At 62.0% G+C, this 19010-nt stretch carries 9 protein-coding genes; 3 read left to right on the forward strand and 6 right to left on the reverse strand.

Annotated features, from left to right (window positions below):
* Positions 1–60 precede the first annotated feature (60 nt).
* The 5 genes from KTR9_RS13455 to KTR9_RS13475 form a co-directional block, all read right to left on the reverse strand.
* A complete protein-coding gene (locus KTR9_RS13455) occupies positions 61–6054 on the reverse strand; it encodes a DUF4011 domain-containing protein (RefSeq protein ID WP_014926801.1) in 5994 nt (1997 codons plus the stop codon).
* Positions 6055–6195: 141 nt separating this feature from the next.
* Positions 6196–8976: an AAA domain-containing protein gene (locus KTR9_RS13460; protein WP_238553855.1), complete on the reverse strand. Its 2781-nt coding sequence runs from the start codon at positions 8974–8976 to the stop codon at positions 6196–6198.
* Between the two features lie 557 nt (positions 8977–9533).
* Positions 9534–9974, reverse strand: coding sequence for a hypothetical protein (locus KTR9_RS13465; RefSeq protein WP_014926803.1), 441 nt, complete (start codon positions 9972–9974; stop codon positions 9534–9536).
* Positions 9967–11031, reverse strand: coding sequence for a hypothetical protein (locus KTR9_RS13470; RefSeq protein ID WP_014926804.1), 1065 nt, complete (start codon positions 11029–11031; stop codon positions 9967–9969). Before KTR9_RS13470 ends, KTR9_RS13465 begins: the two co-directional genes overlap by 8 nt.
* A 96-nt stretch (positions 11032–11127) precedes the next feature.
* The gene (locus KTR9_RS13475) at positions 11128–11781 is read right to left on the reverse strand and encodes a hypothetical protein (RefSeq protein ID WP_238553857.1); all 654 of its coding nucleotides are present in this window, start codon (positions 11779–11781) and stop codon (positions 11128–11130) included.
* A gap of 298 nt (positions 11782–12079) precedes the next feature.
* Between KTR9_RS13475 and KTR9_RS13480 the strand changes: the two genes are divergently transcribed.
* Genes KTR9_RS13480 through KTR9_RS13490 form a run of 3 tightly spaced genes read left to right on the forward strand, consistent with a single transcriptional unit; the run spans position 12080 to position 18228 of the window.
* Positions 12080–13222, forward strand: a complete 1143-nt coding sequence (locus KTR9_RS13480; RefSeq protein ID WP_044507915.1) for a DUF6361 family protein — start codon at positions 12080–12082, stop codon at positions 13220–13222.
* Positions 13209–14987: a phospholipase D family protein gene (locus KTR9_RS13485; RefSeq protein WP_014926807.1), complete on the forward strand. Its 1779-nt coding sequence runs from the start codon at positions 13209–13211 to the stop codon at positions 14985–14987. The genes KTR9_RS13480 and KTR9_RS13485 overlap by 14 nt, the downstream gene beginning before the upstream one ends.
* The gene (locus KTR9_RS13490; protein WP_014926808.1) at positions 14980–18228 is read left to right on the forward strand and encodes a helicase-related protein; all 3249 of its coding nucleotides are present in this window, start codon (positions 14980–14982) and stop codon (positions 18226–18228) included. Before KTR9_RS13485 ends, KTR9_RS13490 begins: the two co-directional genes overlap by 8 nt.
* A 336-nt stretch (positions 18229–18564) precedes the next feature.
* On the opposite strand, the gene KTR9_RS13495 is transcribed toward KTR9_RS13490, so the two are convergent.
* Entirely contained in the window at positions 18565–18948 is a 384-nt protein-coding gene (locus tag KTR9_RS13495) for a very short patch repair endonuclease (protein ID WP_044506685.1), read from the reverse strand.
* Positions 18949–19010 lie beyond the last annotated feature (62 nt).

The raw sequence follows: 19010 nt of genomic DNA on the forward strand, positions 1-19010 counted from the left end.
CAACCATAGATGTGGCGCGCGAGGCTTCAGGAGGTGGTACGAATGTCCAATTTTACGAAATCAAGCTCCGGCTCTGATCGTCAGACCTATCCGCAGCAACCTGCCAGACTTCACACCTAGAGCGATGCATGTTGCGAGGCGCTCGGTCATTCCCTGGGTCAGCCGGCGCTGCCCGAACTTAGCGATGGTTGCGCGCATCAGTGCCTCCTCGTCGAGGCCGCGGGGGCCGCACGACGTCGCCATCGCGTTGATGATCTCCTCCGGAGCGATCTCCGTCAGAGGACGTGTCATACCGGCTGAAGTCGAGCGGAACCCACGCCATGCTTCTCGGTCGAGTTGCTCGGGCCACACGAAGGTTCCCAACGGGGTGCCGTGAACCAGTGCGCGCGGTACGCAATCGACGATGAGATCTTTACGCGTGGCGCGCAACCGGTCATAGCCGAAGCGGTGTCCAATGCTTCGCGCGAGTCGATCGAGCTCTATCGGACCTTCGATGGACACGGTTTCACGAACTGCGTTGGTGATCGTCTGCTTGACCGACTGGGAGTTGATTCGGTCGAGGTCTTCTCGAGCGCCGAGGGCGGTCGTTGGCGCCTGCATATACCTCGCGCCCTTGCGATCCCAGTCCCGCTCAGTTGCCGTGGTCGTGACTGGTGGGGGTTCGACGGTCGTGAGACTCGCAATGAGGCGCGGCGACTCGGTCGCGACCTCCGACGATCCACTCGAGGGAGGTGCTTCCGGCTTCCATTGCTCCGACGATTCCGCGTCATCCGAGGAATAGTCGGTGGCGGACTGAAGCGAAGCGATCTCCGCTGCGCGAGCGGCGGCTGCGTCAGCGAGCTTCGCCTCGTACTCGCGCTGTTTCTCGTTCGCGTGTCCAACCGCCGCGTCTACCCGTTCCAACACTGAAGTCGGAGAATCGATCCACTCGGGCAACCAGAGCCGCAGCGCTGCGCCCCAGTGCATCATCGGTTCGAGTAGTTGAGGGGTCAGGTCTCGGTCGGCGACTGTTGGGCGGTCTGCCCAGTTGGGGCCGTCGAGCAGTATCGCCACCTGCCAGCGTGGTGAGGTTGGTTCGCGCACGACAAAATCGATGACGAAGTCCGACAATCCGAAGTTCACTTCGACTTCGTAACCACGTTCGCGCAGGGCAGCGCAAATACGTTGCTGAACACGGTCACCGCCGGGATCGCGCCGCGACGCGTCGGATTTGGTGGGAAGTACCCCGTTGGCTGCCATCTCGAGGTAAGCGCGTAGATGGGCAAGGCCCACAGACTTTGTCCGTGCCAAGTCGATGTCAGCGGGATCAAACGATGTGAAGATGAGCACCTTTCGTCGCGCGCGGGTGACCGCAACGTTGAACCGCTTCTCACCGCCCGATCGCGTCAACGGGCCGAAGTTCAGGGGCATCTTCGGATCGTCGGGCTTCTTGGAGAATGCAGTACTGAAGAGAATCACGTCTCGTTCGTCGCCCTGGACGTTCTCGAGGTTCTTCACGAAGATCCCTTCCTCGGCATCGGGGCGTAGTCGCTCCAACACAAGGGGGTCGCCGCTCTCTTCGAGGAGATCCTGAACGAGTGACTGCTGCTGGATGTTGAACGTCACCACGCCCAAGCTCTGGGCTGCGAGGTGTGGCGTCGCGAGTCGCGCTCGGACTTCCGCCACGATCGCTTCTGCCTCGACACGGTTTGTACGGAGACCGGCCTTCCTGTCCTCTCGGTTGAAGTGACCATCGACTCGACGCCATTCGATGCCCGCAGTGTCATCGCCGCCGGGGGAGGGCAGACTCGCAAGACGACCTTCGTAGTACTTCTGATTCGAAAAGTTGATGAGCGACTCGTCCTGGCTGCGGTAGTGCCACGACAACCAAAGCTGTGGGACACCGGATTCGACGCATTCAGTGAGGATGCTCTCGAGATCCTCGGGCGCGACCTCCCCGCTCTCATCGGATTCATCGTCGTCATTGATGCTGACCTGGCCGATCGAGGTGGGCGGCATCTGCTGAGAATCTCCCACGATGACTGCTGCCCGTCCCCGGCCGAGAGCACCAATCGCCTGCGAAACAGGGACCTGGGACGCCTCATCGAACACAACGAGGTCGAACGTGACCGAACCCGGTGGAACGAACTGCGCTAGAGACGCTGGGCTCACGAACATGACGGGCGTCGCAGCGAGGATGTGCTTTCCGTACTGAGTCATCAGATTCCGGAAACTGGCACCACCACGCTTGCGATCGAGTTGCCGCCGCAGCTCGCCGACTTCACCGCGAAGCTCCTTCGCCCGGAAAGGTCGATTCGCGAGCAACGCGGCAGGCAGAGCCTTGATCTGCTCTGCTCGAAGTTCCGCGGCCGAGCGTACGAAGTCGGCGATCTCACCATCTCGAAGCGCTGAATTGAACGCGCTGAGTCCGCCGGCAAGCCGACGTTCCCTCAGAGAGGTCTCGGCGGCCCCTCGAATGAACGCTCCCACAGCATGGGCAGCTGCGACCTCGCCGTTCAGCAGCGCGCCCACGTACTCGTCGAGCTTCGCCTGGCGGAGTGGCTCCAAGCAAGCGGACGTCCTGGACCACACGATGAAGCGGCGCGCATCCGCGTCGGCAGCCTCTTTCTCCCAGATGTCGTTGTCCGACTGCCACGCGTCGAGCCAATGCCGGCCAACGGTCCACCGCGCGAAATCGTCTGGTTGCGTGCCCAGAATCGACATCCACTGCCGCCAGCATTCTGCAACCTGGGTGAGAATGTCGATACCCTGGGCTTCGGGAAAACCATTCGTGCTCAGTAAGTTCCATGCGTTCGAATGGGACCGCGCGTACGTCGTGGTCTCGTCGATGTACATGAACGCTGCTCTCAACGATTCTGCGGCATCCGCTGCGAGCGGGTTCCAGAACGCGGGGGCGTACGCGCCGAGCAGGTCCTGCATCTCGGTCTGGAGTCGTTGGACGTACTCGCGGATCGAGGGCACCGCGCGAAGAAGTCCGACGACTGTAGGAGGAGACAGGTCGACGTTCGAGTGGGTGAACGGCACGAGGTCGCGTGCGAGTTGGTCGGCTCTCTTCTTCTTACCGAAAACACCCTTGCTGGCTTCCTCAGCCTGCTCGGTGAACGCTGCGATGTCACCTGATTCGATGAACATGGCCGTGAAAGTGGCGAGCACCGGCGCGCAGCTCTCATGAAGCTCGGTGATGCCTTTGAACAATCCTGACCGCAATGACCGGAACTGAGGATCGGCCCACCGCTGCAGCATGTTCGAATCGGGCACGTGGAAGCCCACTTGCCGATGTGCCTGAGGCAACAGTTCTTCTATATCGCCCGGCGCCCTGAGTTGCCGAAGGAGGGGGACGACTCCACCAGCGTTTACCGCCGACAGAGCCTGTGACAAGCTGCGCAGCACGGTCGCAACGTCGTCCTGCGATTGAACAGCTCCCGGTCCCACTAGCGACCATGGACTAGCCGGGCCGATGTCCAGGCTGCTTGCGGAGCGCGAGAACTGCTGGAGTGCGCTGACGATCTCGGATTGAGGTACCTGGGGTCTCGCGACGTACGAGTTGGGAACTGGAGCGCTGGCAGGGGCTTCCTCGCTGGCAAGCGCCGAATCGTAGGCATTCCACAATGATTCGCCGGCGGCGTTGCGGCTGTGAATCTTACTCGGGTAGTCGATGAGTGGAGTCATACGGGATTGATACTCAGCTAGCTTTGCGGCCCAACCGTGTTCGTTGTACCTGACCGCATTGTCGATTGCTCGTTTGAGCTGGTCACGAATTTCGTTTGGTCGCTGGTTCTTTCCGTGTAGATCGAGGGTGAAGTCGGACAGGCCGATCTTTGTCAGGCGCTTCTTGACGACGTCCAGAGCAGCCTGTTTCTCAGCGACGAACAGGACGGACTTACGTTCGCTGAGGGCGTGCGCAACGAGGTTGGTGATTGTCTGCGACTTGCCGGTCCCCGGAGGCCCCTCGAGCACGAACGTATACCCCTGCGCAGCCAACGCCACCGCGCGCAACTGGGACCCGTCCGCCGCTATCGGAACCGGGACGTCGGCTTCGTCGACGCGGATGTGCTCGAGAAGGGTGTCGTCTTTCGCGGCGGGGTCTTGGAAGGACTCGCCGGCCTTGTGGGTGAGGTGACGAACGATGGGGCTGACTTCCAGCACATCCCAGCAGTCGGCCAAGTCTTTCCACATCCCGAAGGTGCCGAACTGGCAGATCGACAGAGTCGCAATCTCGTCGATCCGGAAATCGAGTTTGTTCTCGACTAGGGCGGAGCGGATCCCACGCAGCGCGGCGTCGATATCCAGACCAGAGTCGTCGAGTGCTGGTATCTCGAGCGCCGAGATACTGACGTTGTGCTTGATCCTGAGCCACTGCACCAAACAGTGATTGGGCGACGCCACACCAGTTGTGTCTACGACAAAACTGAAGGGGCTCTTGCCCGTGCCGCCGACGATTTTCACAGGCAACAGAAACAGCGGAGCACGAGCCTCCTTACCTGACGGTGTGCGATGAACGAGCGCCCCCAACGTCAAATACAGATTCGCGCTTCCAGTCTCTTCGAACATTGTTCTGGCTGTTCGCGCCAGCTTCTTGAACCGTTGCGTGTAGGTGTCCCGGGTGACGGTGGCATAGACGTTGCGGTCGTCATGCAGGTACTGGAGCAACAATGCCGGGTCGATTTCCGCTGCGCGTCGGGCGCCCTGGAGTTGATGGATGGAACTCAGTTCGTCGTTGGGTGTCAGCGTGATCGCTGTGCCCGCATGCACGAGGTCATCGAGGAGCGCGAGACCTGCGGCTGGCATGTGGAGGTCGATCACCTCCGTCGACGGGCGCAGATTAAGCAGGCGATTCCGGGTGCTCAGGTCAAGGAGCGAGCGCTTCCATTTCTTGACCCGGGCTGGTGCAGTGTCTCGCGGGTCGAGGACCAAGTCATCCGTCGAGTTCGATCGTCGGAGTTCGGCGGGCAGCTCCAACGAGGAACTCAGGTGTGCTGGTGCGACAGGTTCGGTCGGCGCGACCTCGTCGGTGCTGGGGAGCGGGCGAATGCCGTCCTTCCGAGCGGCCGTGATACCGATGACGCCGAGCAACCTGTCCGGCTCTGCGAAGAACCGGCGGCCTGCGGAAATCGCTGCCTTGAAGCCTCCCGCCTCGCTGCTGTCGTAGAAGATTGCATCGACGGGCACAGCAATCCCTGACTCCGCCAGGTTGAGGAGTGCATTCTGATCTGTGAGGGACGGATGGGGGAGACCTGTCTCCTCGCGGAGGAAACCGGCGAAAGCATGACCCTCGGTGATCCATATCAGCGGCCGTATGCCGGCGGCTTCTAGGCATGCGGCATACGTGACCGAAAGGTCGATGCACGTGCCGAACCGCTGCTCGAGAACTTGGGAAGTGGTGCGCACTTTCTGTCCGGTGTTCTCGAAGGATGCTGGAGGATCTATGTACCGAATCCCGCGTGCGCGTAATGCCTCGTAGACCGCGGCCGCAATGAGTGCTGCTCGTTCTCGTCCCCCTTGGTAGCCGCCTAGGGACGCGTCGCCGGTATTTGTCCGCAGGATCTCAGCCGCAGCGTCGAGAACTGACGTCACGGCGTGTGTGTTCGGCTGCACGAAGGCCGCCAGGGAATCGTAGAAGGCAGGTGAGTTAAACCACTCGTTGTGTGCGAGCACCCGGATGGGAACTGTGAGCTGGGCGGTCTCGGTCCACAGACTCTGAACTGTGACCGTGATGGAGGCCTGGTAGCTCTCGTTGAGGTCGCGCAACTCGTCGACGTGCGGCAGGAACGAGCGGAAGTCATCCCACAGCACGTCCGCGCCGGCGGCAACACGTCCGTCATAGGTACGCGAAGTAGACGGGGTGAGTTCGGTACCCCGCCCATGCAAATGAACCGTTGCGGTCAAGTCCGTCATCTCGGCGTCTGAGGTGTTGATGACCTCGAGCGCGGTGATGAGTGGTACGCCATTGTGGACGAGCGCGAGATTGATCGCGGGGTGCGCGTGCAGGACGATACGCAGCCCAGCGTCCTCCGCGACGTGGGTGCGCGTCGGATCGCCAACTTCTACGCTCATGAGGGCTCCTTCGCCGCCCTGAACGGCGGCTGTATTTCGGTCGTCATCCATCACATCCCCGCCGACGGGAAACATATATCAGCGATCACCGACACCTTCTGCCAGTCGCGTGCTTCAGGTCTCGATTCGACGGCCTGGCTTCTAGACAACCCGCCGACGAGACCGCGGCAGCGTTCGGCGATCCGAAGGCTCGCACCACAGGCAGATCATCTCGGGTGCACGTTTGAAGTCCTCGACCCGGGCCAGCGGTCGTCCGCACTGACACCGTTCCGCAGGCTGGTCACTGCCCTGGGCGAGACCGGTCGTTCGTCGTCGAACGACCATCCGAGCGGCGTCCGCCAACCCGGAATGTTGCGTCCGTAGCGAGACCCCGGGAGCATCGGAGAGCAGTGGGCGTGCCGACGACCAGACCACGGAGCCAACGACAGCCATCGACTCATGTACAGGTCTTGCAGGTCGCAGGAAGACCTCCGATCGGGTGAGATGCGTCAGCGCAGTGGGCAGGTCTCCGTTCGATTCGGGGGTGAACCAGATGGAGACTGGCACGCGTTGTGCCGCTTCTCGTAGTGGGGCGAGCAATGGCATCAGGGCTGTGGGGGAGACTGTAGCGCTTCGAATTTCGATGGGGCCGTCAGTATTCTCGATGTCCGCGGATAGCTCGTCGAGGGTGCTGTGAACAGTGGTTGGGGAGGACTCTCTCGCGACTGCACCGCGCCAGCTGACGGTTTCCGAATGCTCGAGAAACTGACGCATGAACTTGTACGTGGCGTCGACCACTTTTCGCTGCCGGTGAATACGACCGAAATCGGCGAGCAGGACGAGTTGCTCCCGTGCACGGCTTGCAGCGACATTGACCAGTCTCGCTCCTGTGCCACCGGCGCTGCCGTTCGCAAACCAGTCATGGAGCCGGAAATTGCTGCCTCCAGCGTCGACGCAGTCGAAGACGACTAGGTCCGCTTCTCCACCCTGGAACTTGTGAACTGTGGAGGCCTCGCCTTGGCTGAGATCCGCAGTAAAAGGTCGCAACAAGGATGCTTGACAATTGAACGGCGTGACGAAAGCTGCGTCGACGTCCGTACTTGCTGCTGCCACCGACGCAGCGACTTGAGCATGCATGAGATTGAAGCGAGACCGCAGACCACCGCGGCGGCCCATCCAAGCATTCAGGTCCGAGGTGTCAATGGCGATCAAGTCACCGACCCCGAACGGTACCCGTGGGCGGGATCGCTCGACGACGGAGGTGGCTGTGACCAGCGGGCTTTCGGCGTAGAAGCCTGCACTCACGGCGTCGGAGATACCGGCACGCATGCGGTGTTGAGTGGTCAGTGCGACGAGGTTCGGAGGGATCTCTCGACGCAGAACACTAGCTGCGATTCCCGATGCCTCGAATGGGCTGTCGTGCAACCACTGATGCGAGGCGGGTGTGTCTGACACCGCGACTGGACTTAGCTGACGGAAGTCTCCCGCGACAACCGTGTGGCCCTCTCCCAGGCCGGCCACAAGCATCGCAAGCGTCGCGGTCAGCATGCTCGCCTCGTCGATGACGATCGTGTCGAAGCGCTGCTCGCTGAGTAGCTCGAGCGTGCACTGGTGTGCGGTCGCAGCGACGAGCGATGCTTCCCTGACGACCTGGCGTCGCACTTCCGCGAGGGCCGTATTGAGTTGACTGGTCAACTCCTTGACCTCTGCGAGGCGCCGCTGCACGCGTATCCGTGCAGTGGAGGGACCAGCGGCCTTTGCGGTCTTCTGAATCTGCGCGCTGAGGTCGGCAGATTCGTTCCTCAGATCGACCAGGCGTCGTGCGATTTCCTGCCCCCGCGCAGCCGCGATCTCCTCCACCAGAACCGGCACGCCACGGTTCGCCAACCCCTGATCTACTGGCTGACCGATTCGCACGATGCGCCCGGGGTCAAAGGCGCTTAGTCGACTGAGTGCGCCCATTAGCGCTACATCGACGGCTGTGTTCGTAGGCGCGCACAAGAGGATCCGTTTGTTTGCGGCCAGTAGGTCCCGGATGAGGACGGACAGTGTGGTGGTCTTGCCGGTGCCAGGAGGACCCCATAGCCAAGTTAGCTTGCAGGACATGCCATGTCGCACGGCTAGGTTTTGTTGCGGGTTGAGTACGTGGTCTGCGGGATGGGGTGCGATGGCGTTTGGACTGGAGGGGGCTGGCCGTGTGACGACCGCGAGGGCTGCGGTTGTGTTGTATCGCTCCGGCTTCTGTAGCAGCTCCTGAAGTCGCGTTCGCTGTTTTGCAATGATCCAGGTCAGGTCTATGCGTAACTTCGCGGCCGGCGAATGCGGCATCTGAGCAGGAACGGACAAGGTCAGCTCTGCGCCGAACACTGAGACGACCTCCACCTCGAAGCTCTGCGTGGTGGATTCGCGTCCGACGACCAGCGTGGCGGAGCTTCCTTCGCGGATCTGCAGGCTGTCCTGCATCTGGTAGACGACGAGGTCGCGGGTCTCCGTCGCCGAGTGGCGACGGCCGTTCGCGAGATGAATCTGCTGCTCGGCGACCTCGCGGACGGCTTGAGAGTACTCGTCGCCCAGTCCGCGAATGGCTTGCTGCGCGATGTCGGTCCATCGCGGATCGACCGGTTGTATCGCAGGTGCGGGTGCAGGTACGGCTTCGTGTAGTCCCGCACTCTCACGGAGATTCGCTAGTTCGATCCGTCCTGCATGCGTTAGCGACCTTCCGTCGGACGTCCGCGGGTTCGGGCGGGCGCGTGGTGTGGAGGGTGCGGCGCCAGCCGGCAGCCAGGCCTGACTGGTCTCGTCGAACTGAGCTACGGGGTGTTCGACATTGAGTAGAAACAGGTCACCATCTGTAACGCCGCGAAGTCCTCGACGGTCGAGTTCTTGCAGGACGGCGTCGCGTCCGATCGGTCCCTCGCGAACAAGCTTCTCGAACTCGATCAAGATGGTTTTCGAACGACCAGCCGCCACAACTCCACCGCCCCTGCTACCCAGCCCCGAACCCGTTAGCGATACAAACACATACTTCGGACATTCCGGGCGGTCGGGTCCGGAATTCGTCCGAACGGACCAGTGGCATCGGCTCGGCGTCCGAGCCGCGGCAGCTCCGCGATCTGACTGCGGCAGTGGTCATGGGCTCTGCGAGCGGAGGGCGATGCATCGTCGGCCGGGCACTAGAGCCCCGGGTGGGTGGGCCGAGGTCGTCGTTTCGCAGCGAAGCGAGACGGCACCAGAGCTACTCAACGGCTTTGTTGAGTAGCTCTAGTGTCCCAACCCGGCAAAGAAGCGATCGAGCGCGCTACCGAAAACAGTCGTGCGGATGGCTTGATGGAGCTCACAAGTGTTTTCGGGCCTGCCGCGCCCTCTGCGCAGTCAGAGGTTCCAAGCGGAAGACCGGCTCAGACCACTAAATTCGACGACGGCGATAATGCCCGGCGGCCAGCATCGAAGCGCAAGCTCAGATCAATTCTCCATCCAAAGGGTAGTCGAGCCCGGTCAGATCACAGATCCCAGACTTGGTCCGGGTCATCGAGCGCCGCGCGAATCTGCCCGAGGTCGCCCAGGTCGGCTAGCGGTGAGCTTTTCGCGATGTCGACGACTCCATTGACCACATCGCGGATGACCTGCGAATCGCCGGAGTCGAGTGCTTTGTCGAGACGCTCGAAGAGTGCGGCGAACGTAGCGCGACGCTCCGTGAATGTCGCGTCGAAGTACTGCCGTAGGACGCCTTCGGCCGCTTTGATCCGAGCGACCTCGGTGCTTTCATAGGCAGCAATGCGGGCCTGCTTGGTGTTCTCGGTCGCGTGAACGGTGATGCACTCGCGAGCAGCGTCGACGAGCTGATTGAGTGCGGCCAGACCGTCGACACCAGCCGGTACTCGTAGCCCAGAATTCTTCGGGCGCAGCACTTCTCCGCTGAGTGGCTTCTTGCTGTCAGTCATTTGTCATCTCGTTCCCGGTGATCGCAGTAGCGCTCGCCGACGCGGTATCACCTGCTGATGCAGGTGCCGCTGACTCTGCTCTTCGTGTATCGGCAGGCCGGTACCTCACAGTCAACGCATGGCCTGCGTCCGTGAGTTCGCCGCCCTCATCCAATACCGGCGTTGTCGCGATATCCATGACGGCCTTGACCAGAATCATGGATTGTTGAAACACAGGCGCATGGACTTCTGGGTCGAACGCTTCGGCCTCGAGTTCGTCGAGCGCATCGGTCGCTTTCTGCGACATATCTGCAAGTAGCTCGCTCAGTTCGTCAACGCGTGCCTCGACTGCTGCAAGCGCGGTGTCTGCGATGCCGAGCTTCTCGATCTCGACCGCAATCTTCGCCTGGTACTCGCGAGCCTGAGTGCTGGCCTTCTTTCCCTTGCCATTGATGACGAATCCCGCAGCGAGTAGACCAGGACCGAAGGTCACGAAGTTGAGGGCGAGTGCACCGAGCGCGACACCGCCACCCCCAGCCGCGAGAGCACCGCCACCCAGCCACGCCAACGTCGCGCTCTCAGCTGCGGCGCCGGAGAGGCCGGAGATTGCAGCGCCTGTGCTGGCAACACCGAACGACGAGATCGCCGTCGTGGTAGCCGCGCTGGTGCCAACCCCGGTCGCGACGGAGCTGATGACACCGCGCACCCATTCGGCCGCAGAAAGATCTAGCGAGCTCTTGCCGGCCACCAGGTTTACGCTGGCCTCGAGTCCGTCTGCGAGCAACTTCTCGTTGTCGCGCACTTTCTTTTCGTTCCGGATCAGGAAGTCGTGCATGCGCAGAACGACATCTCGGAGTGCTGTCTCTTGCTCGGTCCCGTAGCTGACGATTCGATCGTTGACGGCGCTCACGAGCGCCTCGCTCTCGGCACGACGCGATTCGTACAGGCTTCGAGCGGCGTCGAGCTCGCTCTTGGCCTTCTTGATGTCGTAGGCGCCCTTGCCGCCGAGCGCGACGCCGCCACCGCCGGCTGCGGCACCGACCGCGATTGCGACCAGGGGGATCAATGGCAAGACCATAGGGGACCTTTCTCGATGTGGCCATGAGTGTTGCACAGAAGTCGGACAAGTCTGGCGGTTGTGCGTGAACGTTCGATACCTGGGTGCGCGGGCTGGCTAGCGTCCATACGCCCGAGCAGCCGACCAAATCGCATGGTCGATCTCCCACGCGGTGACGTTCCTGCCAAGCTCGGTGGAAACGCTAGCTACGGCGCCAAGGATGAGCCGCTCTGCCTGCAGAGGGTCGACGTCTAACCCGATGCGCGACAACAAACGGAGGACCATCCGGTCTGGCTTGATCCTCTCGTCGTCACCTATGAGCATCCACAGGTAGCCTCGCCGGACCCCGAACTGGCCGTCACCTGGCACCCTTGCCAACGCGTCGTCGACGACCTGCACGTCTTCCGAACGGCTCAGCAGAGCCATGCCATCGTCAAGAGTCTCGACCTGGTGGGAAGCGAGGATCTGTGCGTAGTGAACGGCGGCTTCGGCTTTCACAATGCCGCCTCGAGTCGAGGTCCGCTGACGGTTCGTTACTGCAACCAGTTCGTCGACGTTCAGCGAGGCAAGGCGAGGTAGTGAAAAGGACTCGGCCGGCAGGGGGGCCTCGATGGGAACTAGTGCCTGCGGTATCGCGTAAGCCGCCGCGAATCTGTGTACCAAAGGAGTCACGACGCTGTCGTAGTTTGCTCCGATGCTCCACACAGCATCGAGGACGCAGAGCGAGATACTGCTCCAACGGTGGGTTCGTGGCGAGGGGTCGAGTGCCACGATCGCGTCAATCAGCCGATCGGTCGAATTAGCTTGCGCTGACAATGCGTAACTCCTCATGGGCACTCGGTGTGCTGTCGATGCCCGTATCGGTGAGTCCCCGCGTGTCGTTACGGCGCGAATCCCTTCAGACCGCTTCGTAGGCAACTAGGCTTCGGCCAAGACCCAACACGGGTGTGCGCGACCCCGTAACGCCGTCGAAATTGCAGGCGACACGATGAGGGACTGTGATCGAGCAGGTGCGATGTCGAGCGACCCGACTCGTTTCGCCGAGTAGGCCCACGAAAGGGGAATGCCGATGTCGAGTCTCGCCTGGCTGGACACTTCGCCTGACGACGAACGCCGAATGCGCGAGATCGTCAAGATGTTCAGTGACACCAGCACACTCGACGACCTGGGCATCGGCCAGGTCCGCGACGGCATTGCCGACCTACTGTTTCCCGGAACGTCGACGGTCCACGCTCGGCCACGGTACTTCCTGATCATCCCGTGGATCTTCGAACGAGCAGCGGCCAAGTACACAGGGACGATGGTCGCCTCGAAGGCCAACGACGAGGAACGCAAACTCATCGAGGTTCTGCGCTCGCCGTCACCGGTTCGCGGCATGATCGGCTCTCGAGCAGGCAAGGCCGTCCAGAACCTACCGTCGAGCATCTACTGGTCCGCCTTGCAGCGATATCAGATCCTGCCCGACGCGAAGGCCCTGCGCTGGGATGTCGACGTCCGTCCTCCAGCCGACTTCCCCAAGTCACTCGCCGGTGGACTCGACCTCACCCGCGACGAAGCCGAGTGGCTCCGTGAACGGATCGTGGTCGCCGCGTCCGGCACATACCTCGCGTACCTCCTGGCCAACGGACTCGAGACCGACCCCGGCGAGGTCAGCCAATCCTGGCAGCATCCCGCTCTAGTCGCAGCGCCGAGCGAGCTGAAAGACGCTGTCGAACACGCGCGGCTGTTCTCACTGGTTGTCAATGGCGCCACGCTTATTTACAACCTGCTGATCGCAGAACGCTTCGACGCCGTCAGGTCAGACGACGGGAACTGGACCGACCACTACACCAAACGCCTCACCGACTGGGCCGACGAAATCGACCTCAACCGGACCGAACTGATTAGTTGGGACCTCGACGACTTCTGGACCACCGTCCTCCTCGGCAGGAACGGCAACCCCGTCGCACCCGGCACGATGATCTTCATCAACGAGTGGATTAGTCAGGTGCGTTATCGCGGGCCGCACACAATGTCGACCGATCCCGACATCCGTCAGATAATTGCCGAGCGCGAGCGCAAGAACAAGGGCGAGCAGTCTCGTCTGAACAACGATCGCCAGATCAAGAACTGGGGTGGCTCGTCTGGCTCACCGCGTCTCAACTTCCGCTGGCCAATCGTCCAGACCCTCCTGGCTGACATCAAGGACGGACTTGCCCATGCTCCCGCCTGACAGCCGCACCACGTTGCTGAAACAACTCGTACCGCCTCCGGGTTTCACGTTTGACCACCTCGTTGCCACCACCTTCACCCTCGACCTTGAGAGCGCACTGCTCCCGTGCCTGGCGCTCGCAGGCAGCGCCAAGGTCGAATCCGCAGACAGCGTCGAGACCATCGCAGCAATCCGCGCGAGCATCGCGAGGATCGACATCTTTCACCAGACCGGGCAGGTCGTAGTACCCCGAGATCGGGCGCGCCTGTTCTCGCTTCTCGAAAACTCGATCCACGGCATCACCCGCACCCGCGGCCTATTCCACCCCAAGATCTGGCTGGGCGTGTACACCAACGACGACGGCGAACAATTCGTCCGGCTGATCGTGCTCAGCCGCAACCTCACCAAAGATCGATCGTGGGATGTCGCCCTCAATCTTGACGGCTGGATCACATCCCGTCCGGACGCGACCAACAAGCCCCTCGCAGAGCTATTGCGCTACTTGGGATCCGCAGCCCCGACCAGCTTGAAAGCTGCACGTCAAAACCGGCTCACGGAACTCGCCGAGACCATCCGATACGCCAAGTGGGACTTCCCACCCGACGTGACCGACCTCGACTTCCACGTGTTCGGCCTCCCGAGCCGTCCGCAACCGAAACCGGACTTCAGCGGCTACAAGCACCTGCTCGTCTCACCATTCCTGAAAGACAACGGAATCGAACGCCTCGCTGCCACCTCGAAGAACTCCCTGTCGGTCGTGTCGAGGCAAGAATCACTCGACGGCCTCACCGCAGAGTGGGCCGACTGGATCGACCATCCCTTCGTCTTGAGCCCCACGGCTGGCATTCCAGCAGACGATGAGGAATCAGGTACCGCCGCAACGCTCTTCACCGGCCTACACGCCAAGCTCTATGTAATCGAACGCGCGAGACTCGCACACGTATTCATCGGCTCCGCCAACGCCACACGCGCCGCCTTCGAAGACAACGTTGAGATCCTGGTCGAACTCACCGGCCGCACCAAGACCTACGGCGTCGACGCGCTCTTGGGAACCGATGGATTCGGCTCGATCCTAGAAGCCGCGGAGATAGGCCCCGGCGCCGAGAGCGAGGACGATCCACAAGTCGCGCTCGAGTCATTCCTCCGCTTGGTCGCGGCGGTGCCACTGACCGCGCACCTGTCCCTCGACGACGACGATCACGCTCGTCTCGACATCAGCAGTACCGATCCGTGGCCACACAACTCGGATGTCGCCAAGGCGTCCATTTCGCTCCTTACCGTCGCATCCACAGCGACGACGGTGTCTTCGGGCGCCCAAGTGAGTGTTACGTACTCAGACCTTCACCTCAGCGACGTCACCGCCTTCGTTGTCCTCACCGTTGAGGACGCCCAGGGTCGACGCGGCGCCACGGTTGTCAAAGCCGATCTGGTCGGAGACGTCGGCCGCCGGCTCGACGAGGTCATCACGCACGAGATCAGCAGCCCCGAAGCATTTCGACGCCTGCTCTCGCTGCTGCTCGCTTTCGGCAGTCCGGCCGGCGACGGTACCGACATCGTCGACGCAGGCTCCGGGCAGGGCGGTCGGTGGACGCAACTCGAACAGGGGCTGTTCGAGCAGATGCTGAAGGCATCGGTCGCTCGCCGCGAAATCTTGGATCAGCTCGCTGGGGTGGTCACCTCGATCATCGCCAAAGGCGATCCACACCAGGTACTTCCCGAGGGCTTCGAGCACTTGTGGTCGTCGATTGTCGCTGCGACGGAAATGGAAAGTGGTGCCAGTGTCTGACTTCCGATTCTCGGCCGCACCGTACCTCGCCGAGCTGCGCCCGTTTCAGCGAGCCAGCGTCGACCAAGTCGTCGATGTGCTCTACCGCAGCAAGACGGGCACCCGGTACCTAGTCGCCGACGAGACCGGCCTCGGCAAGAGCATGGTTGCTCGCGGCGTGATCGCTGCCGCCATCGAAGATCTTCAAGACAACGACGAAGTCGGCCGGATCGACATCGTCTACATCTGCTCCAATGCCGACGTGGCACGACAGAACGTCAAACGTCTCGACATCCTTGGCACCAAGGTCAACTTATCGACCCGACTGAGCATGCTCGCCACGGCAACCCATCAGCTGAACACGCCGGTCACCTCGGTCGGTAAGCCCGTCAACCTTGTCTCGCTCACCCCGCGAACATCGTTCCCTGACAGGGGCTGGCGCACCGGCACGCGCGACGAACGATCGCTGCTGTTTCTGATCCTCAGAGACGAACTCGACCTTCGAGGAGCCCGCGCCACAGCCGCCTACCGCATCCTGCGCGGGACCATGGAGTGGACGCGATTCAAGGAGCACACCCAATGGTTTGAGCGAACTTTGGACGACAACGCCCCTGCTGGCGCGTCGCCGCTGGACCCAACAGTGGTCGCCAAATTCCTGGAGCTGGTCCGAGTGCCTGACGTCAACGGGTCTTCGGTCATCGACCAATTCACCGAACTGCTCGACGGTACGGTCGGGAACACCGACGTCCCCGGCGGCTTCACTGCCGCTGCCGACATGGTGATTGCGCTACGACGAACGCTGGCGCGTGCCGGTGTCGAAGCACTCGAACCCGACCTCGTAATTCTCGACGAGTTTCAGCGATTCACCGACCTGCTCCAGGACGATCTACCAGTCAGCGAGTTAGCACAGGAGATGTTTAACTACTCGACCGCACGAGTGCTCCTGCTATCTGCCACCCCCTACAAGCCCTTCGACATCGACGACCCTGCCGACGGAACCGGCTCCACGAGCAAGTCGTCGAACGGATCGCACCGTGAGCAGTTCATGGGCACGCTCGATTTCCTCACTAAGGGACGCACCTACCCGGGCGAAGGAACTCGCGGAATCGCCAAGCTACTAAGCGAGTTCCGCGATGCCGTGACGCGCGGACAGGACCCGTCGGAGCTTCGGGATCGGTTGCGCACCGAGCTGCTCACGGTCATGTGCCGAACCGAGCGTCCGTCGACAGCGAAGTCATCGATGGTCAAGGAACGTCGAGTGCCGGCCTCGGCGGTCACCGCCGACGATGTCAGTCAGTTCATCAAGCTGACCGATCTTGCTCAGTACGTTGGCACGAATCTTCCGATGGACGTGTGGAAGTCGGTACCGGAGCTAGTGCACTTTATGGATGCGTACCAGTTCGGGCGATTCGTCAGCCGAGACGTCGCGGATCCCGAAGTCCAGCGGATGCTTCGCGGCCTGCGGCGCCTCGACCTTCAGGCGATTGAGTCGTACGAGTTTCTGCCGCAGCAAAACCCACGCCTGCAGACTCTGATTGATCAGACCACCGGAATGAATTGGCAACAGATGCTGTGGATGCCGCCGTCACAGCCGTACCTATGGCCGGGCGGACCCTACGCGAGCTTTCAAGCACAAACGATGACGAAGAAGCTGGTCTTCTCTCAATGGTCGGCGACGCCCACCGCGGTGGCCTCCCTGCTGAGCCACGATGCAAGCCGGCGCATCGCGCGAAGCGAGACTGCTGCGCCAAGGAATATCACCACGACCAATGAGAATGTCTCGCAACGACTCCAGTTCAGTCGAAGGGGCACAGACCTCTCCGCGATGGCGTCATTCATCGCGTTCTTCCCGCTGCCCGGCCTCGCCGACCGGGCCGATCCGCTGGCGAGTGCCGGCCCGACCGGCGACGCGGCCGATCGTGAACAAGCCGAGGCGCAACTCGCCAAGCAGCTCGTCTCAGGTCTACCTACGGGCGCTCGCGAATCGACCGCCACGGAGAGCGCCTCTGTGTTGTGGCGGTGGCCTCTCATGATCGCCGACGGTGTTCTCGATGAGGCCCTGGCCGGCACGGCGGCCGGGCTGACGCCCACGGCGGCGATGGCAGGTCGCGTCCACGACCCCGACGATCCCGACGCGCCTGAACACCAAGAACAAACGTCGGCTCTGGAGGACTACGTGGCGCAGGCTGCCGCTGTGCGTCGCGGCGAGCGCGATGGCGACTTGACCACTATCCCGCCCAATCTCGCCCTCCGCACCGCGCAGCTGGCGATGCACTCACCGGCCAACTGCGCGTGGCGCGCCTTGGGTCGGCTGTCCGTGGACACTTCGCAAGTGACGGTCGCAGGTAGGTGGCGCGCGGCCGCAGTCCTCGCGTCTGGTCTGCGCACGCTCTTCAACCGGTGGGAGTCCTCACTGATCCTCGACGAGCTGTACCGCGACGACATCCCGTATTGGCAGAAAGTATTGCGCTACTGCGCAGACGGCAATCTGCAGGCAGTGCTCGACGAGTATCTGTATCATTTGGCCGCGGTCGAGGGTGACAGTGCGATGACCGATGAGAAGCTGATCCGGTTCGCCTTTCACGCGTCCCAGCCGCTGAAGCTCAGCACCGCGATCTACAAGGGCAAGGACCCACTGGGCGGGGACGACATCGACTTCCGCTGCCGCTTCGCCATGCGCTACGGCGACTCCAAACAGGACGACCAGTCGGTGCGCTCCACCGACATCCGCGAAGCGTTCAACTCGCCGTTCTGGCCGTTTGTGCTGGTGTCGACGAGTGTAGGACAGGAGGGTATCGATTTCCATCCGTGGTGTCACAACCTCGTGCACTGGAACGTGCCGGGCAACCCAGTCGACTTTGAGCAGCGAGATGGGCGTGTGAACCGGTTCCGCGGGCATGCGGTCCGACGGAACATCGCGCAGAAGCATGGATCGGAGATGCTGCGATCGGCCAACCCGTGGCACGAGGCATATGACCTTGCGGGTGCTGACGCGCCGCATCCCGAGGTACCGGGGTTGGCTCCTGACTGGGTTTATCCGGGACCGCACAGAGTGTTTCGCGATGTGTTGCCGTATCAGTTGAGTATCGATGAAGCGCGGATCGAGCGGGTGAAGAAGCGGGTCGCTTACTATCGGCTCGCTTTCGGGCAGGCTAGGCAGGAAGATCTGATCTCAGTCGTCGCGGCTACTGGAGTGACGGCGGACGAAGCGACTACTTGGCGGGTCGATCTGCGACCAGGCGCCGGTCCGATCAGCGATTAAGCCGAAGCCGCGGCACAGGAGACCCGCCAAATGCAGTTGAGAACAGCGGGGGAGAAGCCGCACGTCTCTAAGTGGCGGCTTGAAGCAGTCGGTCGGGATGCTGGCGGCGATGGCGTCCTCGGGCAGGAGTCGCCACTGCTTTTCGAACGGGAAGTGCGAGGCAATCGCGAGGGACCGGCATTCTTGAATTCGTCCAAGAGGCGGATTCCTCGCCGGCGTACTAGGCGTCGGCGGCTAGGCGAAGAAGTGCTCTGTTTCCTGTCGTCCGCAGTTGATCCGCCAGTTATTGGTCCGCACATTGAATTGAATCGCCCGCTGGTTGTCACTAGCAACGGATTAGTCCGCACGGTCAGCAGTACGGATCGCTCCGAGGATCTTCACGCAAATGTCTTCCGGTTTTTCGTGCTCCCAGAACCGCAGCACTTGCCACCCAAGGTCGCGCAGCGCATCTGAGTGACGGCGGTCCCTCTCCACGTTGCTCGCAAGTTTCGCGCGCCACCAGTCTGCGTTGTTCTTCGGCTGCGTCGCGTGCAACGGGCACCCGTGCCAGAAGCACCCATCGATGAAGACAACGACCTTTCGTCGCGTGAAGACGATATCGCCGCGGCAACGCATCGATAGATCTGGTCGGTAGTCAACTCGGTATCGAACACCAGCCGAATGGAGCCGGCGGCGGACCTGCAGCTCTACCCGGGTATCGCGACGGGCTTGCCGCGACATGCGCTGTCGCACGATCGCATCGAGTGGCTTCGGATTAATCAAGGGCTACGACCTGATGGTGA

The sequence above is a fragment of the Gordonia sp. KTR9 genome, from assembly GCF_000143885.2.
GTDB lineage: Bacteria > Actinomycetota > Actinomycetes > Mycobacteriales > Mycobacteriaceae > Gordonia.